This window comes from Pseudomonas sp. A (genome assembly GCF_056270345.1).
Map to the genome: position 1 here is coordinate 2,568,286 of NZ_CM149873.1, position 18,840 is coordinate 2,587,125.

The window sequence follows — 18,840 nt, forward strand, 5'->3', positions numbered from 1 at the left end:
TCAGCGTGGGGGGAGGTCTGGCCAGTTGTCGGCCACCAGGAACATCCGTTCGACCTCTGCCCATGTCCCGTCCGGCTGTTCCTCCACCCTGCTCAGCAGGTGTGCGTGGGCATCGGGCTCCAGCCCTTCCCGCCAGGCGGTGAAGCGCGCTGCATTCCAGCAGGCTTGTGCTTCGAACCGCGCCGGTGCCAGCCATGCGTGGCGGGGCAGGGGCTGCCAGCATCCATTATCGGCTTCGCTCCATTGCGATTGACGTAGCCAGCCACCGCGCAGGTGCCGGGGGTTGGCGCCGTCAGGCGAGTGGGTCTGTCCCGACCGTGGGTAGAACAGGTAGCCGCCAAGCCACAGGTGGGCCTGCACCCGATCCAGGCCCAGTCCGGCCAGCACCGAGTGACTCCGCGATCCGCTCGACATGGGCAACTGGTGCTGTACCAGGTGCGCCAGCTTGCGCCCCAGCCGGTCATGGCAACCGGGGCCGAGCCAGAGGTCCGGGTTGCCGCCGTCACCGCTCGGTGGTCCCAGATAGAGCTTGATGGCCAGCTCCAGGTGATGATCGCCTTCGCGGTCGCGCAGCAGGATGTCCAGTTCGCCCAGGGTGTGCCCGCCGTCGCGGATCGCCAGGTTGGCCGCCAGCAGCTCGATGCCCGGCGCCTGCTGCAGGGCGAACTGCCACAGGCTTTCGTAGTACAGGCCCAGGCGCCGGCTGTTCAGGCGTGTCAGCCAGGCCAGCAGCGGCGCAGGCTCCTGGTCGAGCGACGCGAGCCATTGGCCCAGGCGCTGCGGATCATCGGCCCAGGCACTGCCCTGCAGCGGGTGGCGCTGGGGGCAGCCGGCCTGCGCCAGCAGCGGGGGCGACAGCAGCACCCAGGCCAGGTCGCGCACGGCAGGGTGGCGCAGTTGGCGGGGCAGGGACTCGAGGTCGGCGAAGGGCATCATCCTGCGAGCATAGCCGGTTTGCCGCTGGCCGGTCCTTTCGCCCATAATCCCGGCATTGTCACCCCGCCGCAGAGCCTTGCAGGAGCACCATGGAGCAATTTCGCAATATCGGTATCATCGGACGCCTTGGCAGCTCCCAGGTGCTCGACACCATTCGCCGACTGAAAAAATTCCTCCTCGAGCGCCACCTGCACGTGATCCTCGAGGACACCATCGCCGAAGTCCTGCCCGGCCACGGCCTGCAGACCTCCACGCGCAAGCTGCTGGGCGAGGTCTGCGACCTGGTCATCGTGGTCGGCGGCGACGGCAGCCTGCTTGGCGCCGCCCGCGCCCTGGCCCGGCACAACATCCCGGTACTGGGGATCAACCGCGGCAACCTGGGCTTTCTCACCGACATCCGCCCCGATGAACTGGAAGAGAAAGTCGCCGAGGTGCTCGACGGCCACTACCTGGTGGAGAACCGCTTCCTGCTGCAAGCCGAGGTACGCCGCCACCACGAGGCCATCGGCCAGGGCGATGCGCTCAACGATGTGGTGCTGCACCCGGGCAAGTCGACGCGGATGATCGAGTTCGAGATCTACATCGACGGCCAGTTCGTCTGCAGCCAGAAGGCCGATGGCCTGATCGTCGCCACCCCGACCGGCTCCACCGCCTATGCGTTGTCAGCCGGCGGCCCGATCATGCACCCCAAGCTCGACGCCATCGTCATCGTGCCGATGTACCCGCACACGCTGTCGGGCCGGCCGATCGTGGTGGACGGCAACAGCGAGCTGAAGATCGTCGTGTCCAAGGACCTGCAGATCTACCCGCAGGTCTCCTGTGACGGCCAGAACCACTTCACCTGCGCCCCCGGCGACACCATCACGGTGAGCAAGAAACCGCAGAAGCTGCGCTTGATCCATCCGCTGGACCACAACTACTACGAGGTCTGCCGCACCAAGCTCGGCTGGGGCAGCCGCCTGGGCGGCAGGGACGACTGATGCTCGATCCGGCGCGCAGTTTCGACATCATCGGTGACGTGCATGGTTGTGCGCTCACCCTCGAACGCCTGCTCGACGCGCTCGGCTACAAGCGGGTCGGCGGGGTCTGGCGCCACCCGCGGCGCCAGGCGCTGTTCCTCGGCGATATCGTCGACCGCGGTCCGCGCATCCGCGAGGCGCTGCACATCGTCCATGACATGGTCGAGGCCGGCCAGGCCTTCTGCATCATGGGCAACCATGAGTACAACGCCCTGGGCTGGGTCACCCCGGCACTGCCCGGCAGCGGCAAGGCTTTCGTGCGCGAGCACACCCCGCGCCATGCCCGGCTGATCGACGAGACCCTCACCCAGTTCGCCCAGCATCCTGGCGACTGGCACGATTTCATCCAGTGGTTCTATGAGCTGCCGTTGTTCGTCGACGCCGGGCGCTTCCGCCTGGTGCACGCCTGCTGGGACCCGCGGCTGATCGAGCCGCTGCGCCAGCAGTACCCCACGGGCCGCATCGACGAGCACTTCGTGCAGGCGTCGGCGGTGTCCGGCAGTTTCGCCGCGACGGTGTGCAACCGCCTGCTGCGCGGCACCGACATGCGCCTGCCGGACGGCCTGACGCTGACCGGCGGCGACGGCCTGACCCGCGCCTTCTTCCGCACCAAGTTCTGGGAGGAAGACCCGCAGACCTACGGCGACATCGTTTTCCAGCCCGACGCGCTGCCCGACGAAGTGGCCCGCACGCCCCTCAGCCACAGCCAGAAGAACGCCCTGCTGCGCTACGACGAGGACGAGCCGCTGCTGTTTGTCGGCCACTACTGGCGCAGCGGACGCCCGGCGCCGATCCGGGGCAACCTGGCGTGCCTGGACTACAGCGCCGTGCTCTACGGCAAGCTGGCGGCCTACCGCCTGGATGACGAAACCCGCATTGACCCGCACAAGTTCGTCTGGGTCGACGTCGACCGTCCGCAGGCCAGCCAATGAACGTGATCGAAGTACTGCGCCTGCCGCTGGCGGTCGACCTCAGCGGTTTCGTCGCCTTGCTGCGGCGCCTGCAGGTACCGCACCGGGTGGTGGAGGAGGGCGAGGAGCAGGTGCTGTGGGCGCCGCCGGCCATGGCCGGGGATGTGCTCGAACTCTACCGGCGTTTCCCTGATGGCAATGCCGATCTGCAAGCCTTGCCGGAACCCGTGGAGGTCGCTCCGGCGGCGCCTTCGCTGAAGGAGCAGGCCATGGCCTGCAAGGTCACCGCCGCGGTGCTGATCCTGAGCCTGGTGGTCGCCGGGGTAACCGGCCTGGGCGATAACCTGTCGACCATCGGCTGGTTCACCTTCCTGTCGTTCAAGGTGCAGGGCGATTACCTGTACTTCACCCCGTTGCTCCAGGGCCTGGCCGAAGGCCAATGGTGGCGCCTGGTGTCACCGATGCTGCTGCACTTCGGCGTGCTGCACCTGGCAATGAACGGCCTGTGGTATTGGGAGCTGGGCAAGCGCATCGAGTTGCGCCAGGGCCCGTGGATGCTGCTGGGGCTGACCTTGCTGTTCAGCCTGGTGTCCAACCTGGCCCAGCATTTCACCAGCGGCCCGAGCCTGTTCGGCGGCCTGTCCGGGGTGCTTTACGGCTTGCTCGGGCATGTCTGGCTGTACCAGTGGCTGGCGCCCAATCCGCAGTTCAACCTGCCCAAAGGCGTGCTGGTGATGATGCTGATCTGGCTGGTGATCTGCCTGAGCGGCGTGGTCGGCCAACTGGGCTTCGGCCAGATCGCCAACGCCGCCCATGTCGGCGGGTTGCTCATCGGATGCCTGACCGGCCTCTTGGGCGGATGGCTTGCCCGGCGTAAACTGACCGCCTGACTGAGGAGACACCATGTCCACGTTCGCGCAAATGATCGAAAACATCACCCCCGAGATCTACGAGAGCCTGAAGACGGCCGTGGAGATCGGCAAATGGTCCGACGGCCGCAAGCTGACCGCCGAACAGAAGGAGCTGTCGCTGCAGGCGGTGATCGCCTGGGAGATGAAAAACCTCCCCGAAGAGCAGCGCACCGGCTACATGGGCCCGCAGGAGTGCGCCTCGAAGTCGGCGCCGATCGCCAACATCCTGTTCAAGTCGGACTCGGTACATTGATCGAACTCGCTCGTGGCTCTTTGAGCAAGATGGCGGTGCGTCTGGACGCACCGGTCGTTCAATACAGTTTCCGCCTGGATGACGCCGAGGTGCCGGTCAACCCGCTGATCGGCCAGTCGATCCGCCTGGAATACCTCGGCGCGATCCACTGCACCCACTGCGGCAAGCGCACCAAGACCAGCTTCAGCCAGGGTTACTGCTACCCGTGCATGACCAAGCTGGCCCAGTGCGACGTGTGCATCATGGCCCCGGAGAAATGCCACTACGACGCAGGCACCTGCCGGGAGCCTTCGTGGGGCGAGCAGTTCTGCATGACCGACCACGTGGTCTACCTGGCCAACTCGTCGGGCATCAAGGTCGGCATCACCCGCGCCACCCAGCTGCCCACCCGCTGGCTCGACCAGGGTGCCAGCCAGGCGCTGCCGATCATGCGCGTGGCCACTCGTCAGCAATCCGGGCTGGTCGAGGACGTGCTGCGCAGCCAGGTGCCGGACCGCACCAACTGGCGCGCGTTGCTCAAGGGCGACGCCGAGGTGCTCGACCTGCCGGCCATCCGCGAACAGATCTTCGACGCCTGCGCCGACGGCATCCGCGGCCTGCAGGAGCGCTTCGGGTTGCAGGCCATCCAGCCGTTGCCCGACGCCGAGGTGGTGCAGATGCGCTACCCGGTCGAGGCCTACCCGAAAAAGATCGTCAGCTTCAACCTCGACAAGGACCCGGTCGTGGAAGGCACCCTGTTGGGCATCAAGGGTCAGTACCTGATCTTCGACACCGGCGTGATCAACATTCGCAAGTACACGGCCTACCAGCTGGCCGTGCTCCAGTAAAAGGATCGTCACCATGCGTACCGAACAACCGCAAGTGATCTACCTCAAGGACTATCAGGCCCCCGAATACCTGATCGACGAGACCCACCTGACCTTCGAACTGTTCGAGGACCACAGCCTGGTCCATGCGCAGCTGGTCATGCGCCGCAACCCCGAGCGCGGCGCCGGCCTGCCGCCGCTGGTGCTCGATGGCCAGCACCTGGAGCTGCTGAGCGTGCAGCTGGACGATCAGGCGCTGGGCGCCAACGACTACCAGCTCGATGACGACAGCCTCACCGTGCATCCCAAGGCCGAACGTTTCACCCTGGATACCAGCGTGAAGATCCACCCGGAAAGCAACACCGCACTGGAAGGCCTGTACAAGTCCGGCAAGATGTTCTGCACCCAGTGCGAGGCCGAGGGCTTCCGCAAGATCACCTACTACCTCGACCGCCCGGACGTGATGAGCACCTTCACCACCACGGTGATCGCCGAGCAGCATCGCTATCCGGTGCTGCTGTCCAACGGCAACCCGGTCGGTGACGGCCCGGCTGAAGGCGGCCGCCACTGGGCGACCTGGGAAGACCCGTTCAAGAAGCCGGCCTACCTGTTCGCGCTGGTGGCCGGGGACCTCTGGTGCAAGGAAGACACGTTCGTTCGCCAGTCAGGCCGCGAGGTGACCCTGCGCATCTATGTCGAGCCGGAAAACCTCGACAAGTGCGACCACGCCATGGTCAGCCTGAAGAAGTCGATGCGCTGGGACGAGGAAGTCTATGGTCGCGAGTACGACCTGGACATCTTCATGATCGTCGCGGTCAACGACTTCAACATGGGCGCCATGGAAAACAAGGGCCTGAACATCTTCAACTCCAGCTGCGTGCTGGCCCGCGCCGAGACCGCCACCGACGCCGCCCACCAGCGTGTCGAGGGCGTGGTCGCCCACGAGTACTTCCACAACTGGTCGGGCAACCGCGTGACCTGCCGCGACTGGTTCCAGCTGTCGCTCAAGGAAGGCTTCACGGTGTACCGCGATGCCGAGTTCAGCGCCGACATGAACTCGCGCACGGTCAAGCGCATCGAGGATGTCGCCTACCTGCGCACCCACCAGTTCGCCGAGGATGCCGGCCCCATGGCCCACCCGGTGCGTCCGGCGAGCTTCATCGAGATCTCCAACTTCTACACCCTGACCGTGTACGAGAAGGGCGCCGAGGTCGTGGGCATGGTCCATACCCTGCTGGGCGCCGAGGGCTTCCGCAAGGGCAGCGACCTGTACTTCGAGCGTCACGACGGCCAGGCGGTGACCACCGACGACTTCATCAAGGCCATGGAAGACGCCAACGGCGTCGACCTGACCCAGTTCAAGCGCTGGTACAGTCAGGCCGGCACGCCGCGCCTGGAGGTCAGCGAGGCCTATGACGGCGCCGCGCAGACCTACAGCCTGACCTTCCGCCAGAGCTGCCCGCAGACCCCGGACAAGGTCGAGAAACTACCGTTCGTGATCCCGGTGGCCCTGGGCCTGCTGGACGCCGAGGGCAACGACCTGCCGCTGCGCCTGGTGGGCGAGGCGCAGGCCGTCGGCAGCAGCCGCGTGCTGTCGGTGACCGAGGCCGAGCAGACCTTCACCTTTGAGGGGATCAAGGCCAAGCCGTTGCCGTCACTGCTGCGCGGCTTCAGCGCGCCGGTCAAGCTGGGCTTCCCGTACGACCGCGATCAGCTGATGTTCCTGATGCAGCACGACAGCGACGGCTTCAACCGCTGGGAAGCTGGCCAGCAGCTGTCGGTACAGGTACTGCAGGAACTGATCGGCCAGCATCAGCGCGGCGAAGCGCTCACGCTTGACCAGCGCCTGATCACCGCCCTGGGCACCGTGCTTGGCAATGCGTCGCTGGACCCTGCCATGGTCGCCGAGATGCTCTCGCTGCCGGGCGAGGCCTACCTCACCGAGATCAGCCAGGTGGCCGATGTCGAGGCGATCCACGCCGCCCGCGAGTTCGCCCGCCAGCAGATCGCCGAGCAGCTGTTCGACGCCCTGTGGTCGCGCTACCAGGCCAACCGCGAGGTGTCGCGCAAGACGGCCTACGTGGCCTCTGCCGAGCACTTCGCCCGTCGCAGCCTGCAGAACATCGCCCTGTCCTACCTGATGCTCAGTGGTAAGCCGCAGGTACTGGAGGCGACCCTGGAGCAGTTCGACCAGTGCGACAACATGACCGAGCGCCTCACCGCCCTGGCGGTGCTGGTCAACTCGCCGTTCGAGCCCGAGCGGGCCAAGGCGCTGGAGGCCTTCGCCGAGCACTTCAAGGACAACCCGCTGGTCATGGATCAGTGGTTCAGCGTACAGGCGGCCAGTGCACTGCCGGGCGGCCTGGCGCGGGTCCAGTCGTTGATGCAGCACCCGGCCTTTACCCTGAAGAACCCGAACAAGGTGCGGGCGCTGGTCGGCGCCTTCGCCGGGCAGAACCTGGTCAATTTCCACGCCGCAGATGGTTCGGGGTACCGCTTCCTGGCGGACCTGGTGATCGAGCTCAACGCGCTGAATCCGCAGATCGCTTCGCGTCTACTCGCACCGCTGACCCGCTGGCGCAAGTACGACGACAAGCGCCAGGCGCTGATGAAGGGCGAGCTGGAGCGGATTCTCGCGTCCGGGGCGCTGTCCAGCGATGTGTATGAGGTGGTGAGCAAGAGTCTCGCTTGAGACACCTGGGGCTGCTGCGCAGCCCTTTCGCGGCACAAGGCCGCTCCTACAGGGGGCCGCGATCCTCTGTAGGAGCGGCCTTGTGCCGCGAAAGGGCCGCGCAGCGGCCCCAATTGTTCTTGTGGTTAACAAAACATAACGTCCCGCTCGTTGTGTTCCGCCGAACAACCCCGATACGATGACCCGAAGCTATTCCAGGGCTCTGGAACAGGGTTTTCGCAGTACCTGGCAATAGATTGACCCACCACAAGAACACAACAGGGGGCAGTCATGAGAGAGCGGGCAAGGGCACGCTACAGCCTGGCGGCCAGCGCGATGCTGGCGCTGACGCTGAGTATCGGGGCCGGGCAAGTCCTGGCGGCGGTGGCCGCCGAGGAATACTCGGTAGAGTCGGCCAAGGCCAGCCAGAGCCTGTTGATCGGCGCCACCCACGCCGGGCAGCGCCTGGTGGTGGTCGGCGACCGCGGCCACATTCTGTTCTCCGACGACCAGGGCCAGACCTGGACCCAGGCCCGGGTCCCCACCCGGCAACTGCTCACCGCCGTGTTTTTCCTTGACGACAAGCGCGGCTGGGCCGTCGGCCACGACGCGCAGATCCTCGCCAGCAGCGACGGCGGCGCGACCTGGAGCAAGCAGTTCGAAGACCTGTCCCGCGAAGCCCCCTTGCTCGATGTGCGCTTCCTCGACCCGCAGCACGGCTTCGCCGTGGGCGCCTACGGTGCCGTGCTGGAAACCCTCGATGGCGGCCAGCACTGGCAGGACGTCGCCGAGCGCCTGGACAACCCCGAGCAGTTGCACCTCAACGCCATCACCCAGGTGAAGGACGCCGGCCTGTTCATTGTCGGCGAGCAGGGCGGCATGTTCCGCTCCAGCGATGCCGGCCAGCGCTGGACCAAAGTCCAGGGCCCCTACGAGGGCTCGCTGTTCGGCGTGATCGGCACCGCCCACCCCAACACCCTGCTGGCCTACGGCCTGCGCGGCAACCTGTTCCGCTCCACTGATTTCGGCGACAGCTGGCAGCCGATCGAGCTCAAGGCCGAACGCGGCCCGCTCGAATTCGGCCTGGCAAGCGCTACGCTTCTCGAAGACGGCAGCCTGGTGCTGGTCGGCAACGGCGGCAGCGTACTGCGCAGCCATGATGACGGGCAGACCTTCAGCGTGCGCAACCGCGCCGACCGCATCGCCCTGTCGGGCGTCAGCGGCCTGGGCGGTGGCGGCCTGCTGCTGGTCGGGCAAGGGGGCGTGCACCTGGCCTCGGCCGACGGCACCCAGGAGGCGCGTCCATGACCAGCCGGGAGAGCTTCGACATGCAGCACAAGGACAAGGCCACCCTGCTGGAACGCCTGATTTTCAACAACCGCCCCATCGTCATCGCCATCTGCGTGCTGGTGAGCATCTTCCTGTTCTGGCAGGCCACGCAGATCCGCCCCTCCACCAGCTTCGAGAAGATGATCCCGCTGCAGCATCCGTTCATCGAGCAGATGCTCGAGCACCGCAACGACCTGGCCAACCTCGGCAACACCGTGCGTGTGTCGGTGGAGTCGACCAAGGGTGACATCTTCGACAAGGACTACATGGAGACCCTGCGCCAGATCCATGACGAAGTCTTCTACATCCCCGGCGTCGACCGCGCCGGCCTCAAGTCGCTGTGGAGCCCCAGCGTGCGCTGGAGCGAGGTCACCGAGGAAGGCTTCTCCGGCGGCGAGGTGATCCCCAACACCTACAACGGCTCCCAGGACAGCCTCGACACCCTGCGCGACAACGTGCTCAAGTCCGGCCAGGTCGGGCGCCTGGTGGCCAACAACTTCAAGTCCAGCATCATCGACATTCCGCTGTTGGAGAGCCACCCCGATCCGCAGGATCCGGGCAAGCAGGTCAAGCTCGACTACCAGCAGTTCTCGCATCAGCTGGAAGAGAAGATCCGCGACAAGTTCCAGGCACAGAACCCCAATGTGAAGATCCACATCGTCGGCTTTGCCAAGAAGGTCGGCGACCTGATCGACGGCCTGGTGATGGTGGCGATGTTCTTCGGCGTGGCGCTGGTGATCACCTGGGCGCTGCTGTACTGGTTCACCTGGTGCATCCGCAGCACCATCGCCGTGCTCATCACCACCCTGGTGGCGGTGGTCTGGCAGCTGGGGCTGATGCATGCGGTGGGCTTCGGCCTGGACCCGTACTCGATGCTGGTGCCGTTCCTGATCTTCGCCATCGGCATCTCCCACGGGGTGCAGAAGATCAACGGCATCGCCCTGCAGTCCAGCGACGCCGACAACGCCCTGACCGCGGCGCGGCGCACCTTCCGCCAGCTGTTCCTGCCGGGGATGATCGCCATTCTCGCCGACGCCGTGGGCTTCATCACCCTGCTGATCATCGACATCGGGGTGATCCGCGAGCTGGCCATCGGCGCCTCGATCGGCGTGGCGGTGATCGTCTTCACCAACTTGATCCTGTTGCCAGTGGCGATCAGCTACGTCGGCATCAGCCAGAAGGCCATCGCCCGCAGCAAGAAGGACGCCACCCGCGAGCACCCGTTCTGGCGCCTGCTGTCCAACTTCGCCAGCGCCAAGGTGGCGCCGGTGTCGGTGGTGCTGGCGCTGCTGGCCTTCGCCGGCGGCCTCTGGTACAGCCAGAACCTGAAGATCGGCGACCTTGACCAGGGCGCGCCGGAGCTGCGCCCGGACTCGCGCTACAACCAGGACAACAGCTTCATCATCAGCAACTACTCGACCAGTTCCGATGTGCTGGTGATCATGGTCAAGACCCCGGCCGAGAGCTGCTCGATCCACTCGACCATGGCGCCGATCGACGAGTTGATGTGGACCATGGACAACACCCCGGGGGTGCAGTCGACCATTTCCCTGGTGACCGTGTCGAAACAGGTCATCAAGGGCATGAACGAGGGCAGCCTGAAATGGGAAACCCTGTCGCGCAACCCGGACATCCTCAACAACTCCATCGCCCGCGCCGATGGCCTGTACAACGCCGACTGCTCGCTGGCGCCGGTGCTGGTGTTCCTCAACGACCACAAGGCCGAGACCCTGGAGCGGGTCACCGCCGCGGCCAAGGCCTTTGCCGACAGCCACAACAAGGACGGCCTGCAGTTCCTCCTGGCGGCGGGTAACGCCGGCATCGAGGCGGCCACCAACGAAGTGATCAAGTCGGCCGAGCTGACCATTCTCATCCTGGTCTACATCTGCGTGGCGGTGATGTGCATGATCACCTTCCGCTCCTTCGCCGCGACGCTGTGCATCGTCCTGCCGCTGGTGCTGACCTCGGTGCTCGGCAACGCACTGATGGCGTTCATGGGCATCGGCGTGAAGGTCGCCACGCTGCCGGTGGTGGCGCTGGGCGTGGGCATCGGCGTGGACTACGGCATCTACATCTACAGCCGCCTGGAGAGCTTCCTGCGCGCCGGCCTGCCGTTGCAGGAGGCCTACTACGAAACCCTGCGCTCCACCGGCAAGGCAGTGCTGTTCACCGGCCTGTGCCTGGCCATCGGCGTGTGCACCTGGATCTTCTCGGCCATCAAGTTCCAGGCCGACATGGGCCTGATGCTGACCTTCATGCTGTTGTGGAACATGTTCGGCGCCCTGTGGCTGCTGCCGGCGCTGGCGCGGTTCCTGATCAAGCCTGAGAAGCTGGCGGGCAAGGAAGGCGGGTCGATCTTCGCTCACTGACCAAGGCGGCAGTAGAGTCTGTGGGAGCGGGTTTACCCGCGAATACGATGGTGCACTCACCGACGCATTCGCGGGTAAACCCGCTCCCACAGCGTATACTGTCGGCTCTTTTTTCCATCGGTAATCTCTCGTCCCATGTCCACCCTCGCCACCGCCCTCGCATCCTGCGACATGCTCCTGATCGACGGCCTGCACGCCTTCGACTTCACCTTCGACGCATCCGGCCTCACCATCGAGTGCATGGATGGCCGTCAGCTGCGTCGCTGGACCTTCACCCCCGACCAGATCAGCGCCGCCACCGGCGCGGGCGATGACTGGAGCCTGGTCAGTGACGGAGGCGAGCATCGTCTAGTCTGTATGAGTGCCTTTCGTGCCCCGGATGAAGAAGACGATGAACAGGAAATGGACACACCTGCTGACCGCTAGCCTCATGGCTTTGTCAGTCAACGCCCAGGCCGCCACATTGCTGGTGGGCAGCTACACCGACAACGGCAGCGAAGGGATCTACCGCTACGACTTCAACTCTCGCACGGGCCAGATTGACGCCAAACCCCGGCAAGTGGTCAAGAGCGTCAGCCCCTCGTGGCTGGTGCTGTCTGCCGACCAGCGCCAGTTGTTCGCGGTCAATGAAACGCCCAAGGGCCAGGTCAGCAGTTTCTCGCTGGGCAAGCAGGGCGAGATCAAGCTGCTGAACCAGGTGCCCAGCCAGGGCGACGAGCCGACCCACGCCAGCCTCAGCCACGACCAGCGCTACCTGTTCGTTGCCAACTACGCCGTCGCCCCCGACCCCGGTGGCAGCCTGGTGGTGATCCCGGTGGCCCGGGACGGCAAGCTCAAACCGGTGGTGCAGCAGGCCCGGCATGCGCCGAGCAAGGTCAACCCCGAACGCCAGGCCGGTGCCCATGTGCATTCGCTGGTGCTGTCGCCCGATGGCCGCCACCTGTACGCCAGCGACCTGGGCGCCGACAAGGTGTTCATCTACCGCTACGACGGCGCCAGCCCCGAGCATCCGCTGAGCCCGGCGATTCCGCCCTCGGTCGAGTTGCCGCCTGGCAGCGGGCCACGTCACCTGCTGTTCGATGCCAAGGGTCGGCATGCCTACCTGACCCTGGAGATGAGCGCCGAGGTGGTGGTGTTCGATGTGCAGGACGGCGCGTTGACTGAACGCCAGCGCCTGCCGCTGACCGAGAGCAAGGACGCTGCGGCGAAGGCCGCTGGTGGCCTGCACCTATCGGCCGATGGGCGCTTCCTCTATGTCAGCAATCGTGGCACTGCCAACGAGATCGTGGTGTACGCCGTGGGCAAGGACGATGGCCAACTTACCCTGCTGCAGCGCCGCTCGGTGGAGGGCGACCATCCCCGGGAGTTTGCCCTCGATCCGGATGGCAACTACCTGCTGGTGGCAAACCAGAAGAGCAACCAGATCGTGGTCATGCGCCGCGATCCGCGCAGCGGCAAGTTGGGGGATACGGTGCAGAAACTGCCCCAGCAGGCGCCTTCGGATCTCAAGTTTTTGGAATGAACCTGCGTTTGCCCTGTAGGAGCGGCCTTGTGCCGCGAAAGGGCCGCAGAGCGGCCCCAGGATTTCAGCGTTAATGCATCAATCGCCGGGGCTGCTGTGCAGCCCTTTCGCGGCACAAGGCCGCTCCTACAGGGGGCGCGTGTCCAATTATCGATGGGGGTGATATTCGCTACTGCTGCAATGAATTTTTCCAGGCAGATGCATCGGCGTAAGTTTTGACCCAAGGCCCCAACGGGCTAACGTCAACCACCGAAGTCGAGGTCAGCCCACATGAACTTCAATCTCTTCCCGGTCATCGCCGCTTCCGCCATCTCCGCCTCCGTCGTGCTGCCGGCCCACGCCCAACTGGAGCAAAGCGCCAAGGCATCGAACACCCACAGCTACACCCAGAAGTACCTGCAGCAGAGCGCGCATTTCCATGCCGCCCTGAGCAAGCATGCCAATTGAGTGTGTAAAGCCATTGGTAATAGCACAACGCCAAGTGATTTAATTTGACGCTAATTTTTTGACTCTCCAAAGGGGCAGAGCATGATGTGGCGTATCACGGCGGTAGTGCTGTTGTTGATGTCCGCGCCGATCCTGGCGCTTTGAGCGATACGCTGTCTCACTTGGCCATCACGGCCTTGAACAGCGGCGATGCCAGCCAGCCCTGCAACCAGCTCCGCAACCGCGGATAAGCCGCCTCGGCGAACCATTCGGGTTCGACCCCGGCAAACTGGCGCATCAGGGGCAGCAAGGCGGCGTCGGCCAGGCTCGGGTGAGCGGCCAGCAGGTAGGGCCTGCCTTCGAGCAGGCGTTCCAGCTCGGCCAGCCAGGGCTCGGCCTGGGCGCGGTAGTGCGCCCGGGTGTGCTCGGGGTAGCGCTCGGCGTACTTGTACAGGTTCACCTGCGCCTTGAAGGTGCTGTCGTTGCGCGTGATCAGCGTTTCGGCCTGCTGCGCGGCAGTGGGATCGGCCTGCAGGCGCCAGTCCTCGGGGTCATGTCGGGCGAGCGCCCAGCGCATGATGTCCAGGCTTTCCTCCAGCACCACATCCCCGGTATCGAGCACCGGCACCGTGCCTTTGGGCGACAGTGCCAGCAGCACGGCCGGCTTTTCCTTCATCTTCACCTCGTGGACCTGCACGTCGCAGCCGGCGTAGCGCAGGGCCAGGCGCGCGCGCATGGCCCAGGGGCAGCGACGGAACGAGTAGAGGATCACCCGCACACCTCCACGTCGCTCAGGCCATTGCCCTGGCGGCGCACCTGGATCTGCACCGGAATGCGCTCGTGCATCTCCTGCACGTGGGAGATCACTGCCACCTTGCGCCCCTGGGCCTGCAGGCCGTCGAGGGCGTCCATGGCCAGTTGCAGCGACTCGGGGTCGAGGCTGCCGAAGCCTTCGTCGATGAACAGCGATTCGATACGCAGAGTGCTCGACGCCATGGATGCCAGGCCCAGGGCCAGGGCCAGCGACACCAGGAAGGTCTCGCCGCCCGACAGCGAATGCACCGAGCGCAGTTCGTCGCCCATCTCGGTGTCCAGCACCAGCAGGCCCAGGGCACTACCGCCGCGCTTGAGGCGATAACGCCGGGCCAGCTGGCGCAACTGGCTGTTGGCGTGATGCAGCAGCAGGTCGAGGTTGTAGCCCTGGGCGATCTTGCGGAACACATCACCCGAGGCCGAGCCGATCAACGCATTCAGACGTGCCCAGCGTTGCCATTGCTGGTAGGCCTGTTCAATCTGTTCGGCCAGGGCCTGGCTGGCCTGTTGCCGGCGCTGGTCCTCGGCCTGTTGGGCGCGCAGCTCGGCGCATTGCTGCTCCTGGGCTGCCAGCTGTGCGGCCAGTTCGGCGAGGGCGGTTTCCAACGCTTCGACGGGCAACTCGCCGTGGGCCTGGGCAGTGTGTTGCTGCAGTCGCTGCTCACGCTCTCCTAGCAACACGCGGCCTTGCTCGACGGCTTTTTCTGCGGCCTGCAGGCGTTGACGCAGCTCGCCCACCTGGCTGTCGTCGATGGCCAGCAGGCGGTCGAGGCCGGCGTCGTCCAACTCCGGGTGTTCGCTGCGCCACTGGGCGATTTCGCCCTGTAGCTGCTGGTGCTCCTGCTCCAGTGCCTGCTGGCGCTGCTGGTTGGCCTTGAGCTCGCCGGCCAGTTGCACGCCCTGGGTGTGCAGCGCCTGCAGTTGCCGGGCGCTGTCTGCCTCGGCGGCGCGGGCCTGTTCCAACTGGGTGTCCATGTGCTGCTGCCAGGCTTCGGCGCTGGGCTGGTCGCCGAGCAGCTCGCCCAGGGTGGCCTGGGCCTTGTGGCGTTGCTCCTCCAGCACGGCGAGTTTCTGTTGCAGCTGCTGCTGGCTGTGCAGGCGTGCCTGTTGCTGATCGCGCTGTTTGTCCAGCTGGACCTGGCGAGCCTGTTGTTCTTCCAGCTCGTCCTTGCGCAGGTCGAGTTGCTGGCGGCGCTGGGCAATCTGCTGGTCGAGGCCGAGGAACGCATTGGCCGGGTCGTCGCGCAGGGCCTGGAGAATGTCCGGGGGCAGCACGCTTTCGAGGCTTTCGAGGGCCTGCGCGAGTTGTTGCTCGTCGGCGGCCAGGGCCTGGTGCTGCTGGTCGAGGTGGCGCTGGGCCTGTTGCTGGGCTTCGCCGGCGGCCTGCAATTGCTGGGTGAGACGGGCGGCATCCCTTTGCAGGGCGAGCAGGGCGCCCTGGCGTTTCTCGTCGCGGTCGATCTCGTCGCCGAGGCGGCGCAGCTGACCGTCGAGCCACTTGCCACGGGCGCTGTCGTCCTGCGGCGCCAGCGCTGGCCACAGGGCATGGGCCTGAACCTGCTCGAGCACGGGCTGCAACTGCTCGCCCAACTGCTGCTGTTGCTGCTGGTAGTCCTTGAGCTGGGCGTTGACCACGCCCAACTCGGTGCGCAGCTCCACCAACCTGGTATTGAGCTGTTCGACCTGCCGCTGCGCCGCCGCTTCCTCAGCCTGGTCGTGGCGACCGAGGCTGTGCAGCAACGCTTCGGGCTGATGGAACGGGTGCTCGGCGCTGCCACACACCGGGCAGGGCTCGCCATCGCGCAGTTGGGCGCGCAGTTCCTCGACGCTGGTGTTACGCGCCAGGCGCTGGCGCTCGAGCAACTGGCGGGTCAGGGTCAGCGCCTGCTCGGCGCCCTCCAGTTCTGCCTTGGCCGCCGTGCCTTCGCCGATCAGTTGCTGGCGCTGCTGCATGGCCTGTTGCTGGCGCTCGCGCAGTGTATTGAGGCCGTTGCGCAGTTCCATTTCGCGGCCATGCAGGCGCGACAGTTCCTCGACCGCGCGTTGCTCCTTGCGGTTGTCCTGGAGCATGGCGCCGAGCAGGTCGATCTGCTCGGCCAGCGCCTGGGGTTCGGCCCCCGCCTCGCGGAACAGCAACTCGAAATGTTCGCGCTGGGCTTGCAGCTGGGCGTTGGCCTGGCTGGCCTGGGCCTGCAGGCCGGGCAGCTCTTCGCGGCCCTTGGCCAGGCGGCCGCCGATCAGCATCACCTGCTTGAGTTGCGGCAGATAGGCCTGCCAGGCGTCGGCCAGGCTGCCGAGCGGTTCGCTTTCGGCCAGAGCGCTGTCGATTTGGGCCAGTTGCTCCAGGCTGCGCTGCTGGTTGTCTTCCAGCTGCTGCAGTTGCTGCTGGGCTGCATCGACTTCCTGTTCGGCCTGGGTGCAGGCTTCCCGTTGTTCGGCAAGCTCCTTGTCCAGGCGCGTCAGGTCGCCCTGGGCGGCGAAGGCCTGGCGCAGGCGCGGGGCGTTTTCGCCGTGCAGGGCCTGGTGCTGGACCAGGTGCTGGCGGGCCGTTTCCAGAGCCTGCTGCAGCGCGTTGGTGTGTTGCTGCAGTTCGGTTTGCTGGCGCAGTTGCCGGTCGATATCGGCCAGCACCGGGGCCAGTTGCCCGGCCAGGTGCTGCTGGCGGTGGAACTGGTGGCGCTGGGGCGCCAGGCGCTCCAGGCGTTGCAGGTCGACGCGCTGCTCGGCCAGTTGCTGCCACTCGTGTTGCGCATTTTGCAGGGCCGTGCCGGCTTCGCTGTGCTGGGCCTGCAGGCGCTGCTGTTCGGCAAACCAGATGCGCTGCTGTTCCAGTTGGCGCTGGCGCGCCTGTTCGGCCTTGAACTGCTGCTGGGCCTGTTCCAGTGCCTGGTCGAGGGCGGCGCGGGCTTCGGCTTGCATCGGCAGCAGGTGTTCAGCCTGCTTCTTCAGGTCGTTGTGAACCTCGCCGGTTTCCCGCGCCTTGCTGAAGGCGCGTTGGCCCAGGCGGGTGTAGATCGCGGTGTTGGTGAGTTTTTCCAGCAGTTCGCTGCGCTCGCGGTCGTCGGCCTTGAGGAAGGCGCCGAATTCGCTCTGGGCCAGCATCACCGCGCGGGTGAACTGCTCGAAGTTCAGGCCCAGGCGGGCCTCGACCAGTTGCTTGTATTCGTTCTTGCCGCTGCCCAGCAGCTGCTCGCTGTCCAGGTCGTAGAGGCTCTGGCGGCTGTTCTGCAGCTTGCCGGTGGCTTTTTCGCGGGCGCGGTTGGCTTCCCAGCGGGCGCGGTAGCGGCCGCCGTCGATGCCGACGAAATCGACTTCGGCGAAGCCGCTGCCGGTGCCGCGGCGCAGCAAATTGCGCGGATCCGAGGTGGGGATCTCGCCGTCGGCGTCCGGCACCTTGGCTTCCCGGGCGATGTCGTTCAGGCGCGGCACGCTGCCGAACAGCGCCAGGCACAGGGCGTCGAGCAGGGTGCTCTTGCCGGCGCCGGTGGGCCCGGTGATGGCGAACAGGCCAGCGCTGGCCAGGGGCTCGGCGGTGAAGTCGATATCGACCGGGCCGGCCAACGAGGCCAGGTTTTTCAGGCGGATGGCGAGGATCTTCATGCCTGCTCCTCCTCTTGCAGGACGTCCTGCAGCAATTCGGCGAAATCGGCCAGGGCCTGGTCGTCGGCGGGGTTGCCGTAGGCCTGCTCCCAGGCGCGGCCGAACAGGTCCTGCGGGGTCATCTGGGCCAGCTCGACGAAGGCTTGCTCGTCGTCTTCGGCGCGGCCGCTGCCGGCGTATTCGGCGCTGATGCGCACCAGGCGCACGGCCTTGCCCTGCAGGGCGCCTTCGATCTGCTGGCGCAGGTCGGGCTGCGGCTCGTCCAGGCGCACCCGTACTTCCAGCCAGGGCTGGCGGTTGGGGTCTTCGAGCAGGTCGATCACCGGCAGTTGCCCGAGCTGTTCAAGCAGTTCGCCCAGCGGCGCCGGGCCGACCCGTTGCAGGGCCACCGCGCGGGGTACCGGACGCGGCTCGATGCTGACCAGCTCGGCGCCGTCCAGCTCGACTTCCAGGACCTGGTGCGGGTAGTTGATCTCGGCGAACGACAACGGGATCGGCGCGCCGCTGTAGCGGATGCGGTTCTCGCGGTTGACCTTCTGCGGCTTGTGCAGGTGGCCGAGGGCGACATAGCTGATGGCCTTGTCGAACAGTTTGGCCGGCAGGGCCTCGGCATTGCCGATGATCAGGCTGCGCTCGGAGTCCTCCGAGATACTGCCTCCGGCCATGTGCGCGTGGCTGATGGCGACCAGCGCCTGGTCTTTCTTGCGCTTCTTCTGCGCCGCGGCGATCAGTTGCTCATGGACCTGGTTGATGCCCTGCAGGTAGTCGTCGCCCAGCGCGGGGCCGGTGACTTCGGCCGGACGCAGGAAGGGCAGGGCCAGGCACCAGGCGCCGACCTTGCCGCGGGCGTTGGTCAACGGGATCAGCAGCCGCTCGGTGTCCAGCTGGCCCTCGTCGAGCCAGTGCACCCGGCCCAGGGCGTGGGTGCGCAGGCGGCGCATCAGCGGCGCCGGCAGCTCGATGCGCGAGCCGGAGTCGTGGTTGCCGGCGATCATCACGATGTCCAGCTTGGGCTGTTGCTCGTGGGCCTGGACGATGAAGTCGTAGAGGCGCTCCTGGGCTTTGACCGGCGGGTTGACCGTGTCGAAGATGTCGCCGGCGATCAGCAGCGCGTCGGGCTGGCGCAGGCGCAGTTGGCCGAGCAGCCAGTCGATGAAGCAGGCGTGTTCGAAGTCGCGTTCCTGGCCGTGCAGGCTTTGACCCAGGTGCCAGTCGGAGGTATGAAACAGACGCATGGAAGATCCGTTGGGTGAGCGGCAGGGGGCTTATGGACA

At 66.1% G+C, this 18,840-nt stretch carries 15 protein-coding genes; 11 read left to right on the forward strand and 4 right to left on the reverse strand.

Translation table 11 applies throughout. The features are described from left to right. The gene (locus tag AC0MAZ_RS11730; protein ID WP_475861181.1) at positions 1-981 is read right to left on the reverse strand and encodes a DUF1853 family protein; all 981 of its coding nucleotides are present in this window, start codon (positions 979-981) and stop codon (positions 1-3) included. A gap of 44 nt (positions 982-1,025) precedes the next feature. Here AC0MAZ_RS11730 and AC0MAZ_RS11735 point away from each other — a divergent pair, with 44 nt between their 5' ends. The 11 genes from AC0MAZ_RS11735 (at position 1,026) to AC0MAZ_RS11785 (ending at position 13,174) form a co-directional block, all read left to right on the forward strand. After that, positions 1,026-1,916: an NAD(+) kinase gene (locus tag AC0MAZ_RS11735; RefSeq protein WP_023632574.1), complete on the forward strand. Its 891-nt coding sequence runs from the start codon at positions 1,026-1,028 to the stop codon at positions 1,914-1,916. Further along, positions 1,916-2,887 carry a metallophosphoesterase gene (locus AC0MAZ_RS11740; protein ID WP_203647512.1) on the forward strand — a complete coding sequence of 324 codons (972 nt, stop codon included), beginning with the start codon at positions 1,916-1,918 and terminating at the stop codon, positions 2,885-2,887. Before AC0MAZ_RS11735 ends, AC0MAZ_RS11740 begins: the two co-directional genes overlap by 1 nt. Next, complete coding sequence (locus tag AC0MAZ_RS11745) at positions 2,884-3,756, forward strand: rhomboid family intramembrane serine protease (protein ID WP_475861183.1); 873 nt, start codon at positions 2,884-2,886, stop codon at positions 3,754-3,756. The genes AC0MAZ_RS11740 and AC0MAZ_RS11745 overlap by 4 nt, the downstream gene beginning before the upstream one ends. A 13-nt stretch (positions 3,757-3,769) precedes the next feature. After that, positions 3,770-4,030 carry a YeaC family protein gene (locus AC0MAZ_RS11750; RefSeq protein WP_011532970.1) on the forward strand — a complete coding sequence of 87 codons (261 nt, stop codon included), beginning with the start codon at positions 3,770-3,772 and terminating at the stop codon, positions 4,028-4,030. Next, the gene (locus tag AC0MAZ_RS11755; protein ID WP_028692915.1) at positions 4,027-4,857 is read left to right on the forward strand and encodes a DUF2797 domain-containing protein; all 831 of its coding nucleotides are present in this window, start codon (positions 4,027-4,029) and stop codon (positions 4,855-4,857) included. The genes AC0MAZ_RS11750 and AC0MAZ_RS11755 overlap by 4 nt, the downstream gene beginning before the upstream one ends. Before the next feature lie 13 nt (positions 4,858-4,870). Beyond that, complete coding sequence (pepN, locus tag AC0MAZ_RS11760) at positions 4,871-7,528, forward strand: aminopeptidase N (RefSeq protein WP_475861185.1); 2,658 nt, start codon at positions 4,871-4,873, stop codon at positions 7,526-7,528. Between the two features lie 270 nt (positions 7,529-7,798). Further along, positions 7,799-8,815, forward strand: a complete 1,017-nt coding sequence (locus AC0MAZ_RS11765) for a WD40/YVTN/BNR-like repeat-containing protein (protein WP_475861186.1) — start codon at positions 7,799-7,801, stop codon at positions 8,813-8,815. Next, positions 8,812-11,205 carry an efflux RND transporter permease subunit gene (locus AC0MAZ_RS11770; RefSeq protein WP_203647508.1) on the forward strand — a complete coding sequence of 798 codons (2,394 nt, stop codon included), beginning with the start codon at positions 8,812-8,814 and terminating at the stop codon, positions 11,203-11,205. The genes AC0MAZ_RS11765 and AC0MAZ_RS11770 overlap by 4 nt, the downstream gene beginning before the upstream one ends. A 135-nt stretch (positions 11,206-11,340) precedes the next feature. Beyond that, a complete protein-coding gene (locus tag AC0MAZ_RS11775) occupies positions 11,341-11,631 on the forward strand; it encodes a DUF5629 family protein (protein ID WP_475861188.1) in 291 nt (96 codons plus the stop codon). Continuing rightward, complete coding sequence (locus tag AC0MAZ_RS11780) at positions 11,597-12,727, forward strand: lactonase family protein (protein WP_475861189.1); 1,131 nt, start codon at positions 11,597-11,599, stop codon at positions 12,725-12,727. Before AC0MAZ_RS11775 ends, AC0MAZ_RS11780 begins: the two co-directional genes overlap by 35 nt. 270 nt (positions 12,728-12,997) lie before the next feature. Next, entirely contained in the window at positions 12,998-13,174 is a 177-nt protein-coding gene (locus tag AC0MAZ_RS11785; protein WP_167388412.1) for a hypothetical protein, read from the forward strand. A 157-nt stretch (positions 13,175-13,331) separates the two neighbouring features. On the opposite strand, the gene AC0MAZ_RS11790 is transcribed toward AC0MAZ_RS11785, so the two are convergent. From AC0MAZ_RS11790 to AC0MAZ_RS11800, 3 genes are read right to left on the reverse strand one after another with little or no spacing between them, the layout of a single operon-like run. Continuing rightward, positions 13,332-13,925 carry a glutathione S-transferase gene (locus AC0MAZ_RS11790; protein WP_203647506.1) on the reverse strand — a complete coding sequence of 198 codons (594 nt, stop codon included), beginning with the start codon at positions 13,923-13,925 and terminating at the stop codon, positions 13,332-13,334. Beyond that, positions 13,922-17,566 (reverse strand): AAA family ATPase, encoded by a 3,645-nt coding sequence (locus tag AC0MAZ_RS11795; RefSeq protein WP_475861191.1) that lies wholly within the window; start codon positions 17,564-17,566, stop codon positions 13,922-13,924. Before AC0MAZ_RS11795 ends, AC0MAZ_RS11790 begins: the two co-directional genes overlap by 4 nt. Beyond that, positions 17,563-18,801 carry an exonuclease SbcCD subunit D C-terminal domain-containing protein gene (locus tag AC0MAZ_RS11800; protein WP_203647505.1) on the reverse strand — a complete coding sequence of 413 codons (1,239 nt, stop codon included), beginning with the start codon at positions 18,799-18,801 and terminating at the stop codon, positions 17,563-17,565. Before AC0MAZ_RS11800 ends, AC0MAZ_RS11795 begins: the two co-directional genes overlap by 4 nt. Positions 18,802-18,840 lie beyond the last annotated feature (39 nt).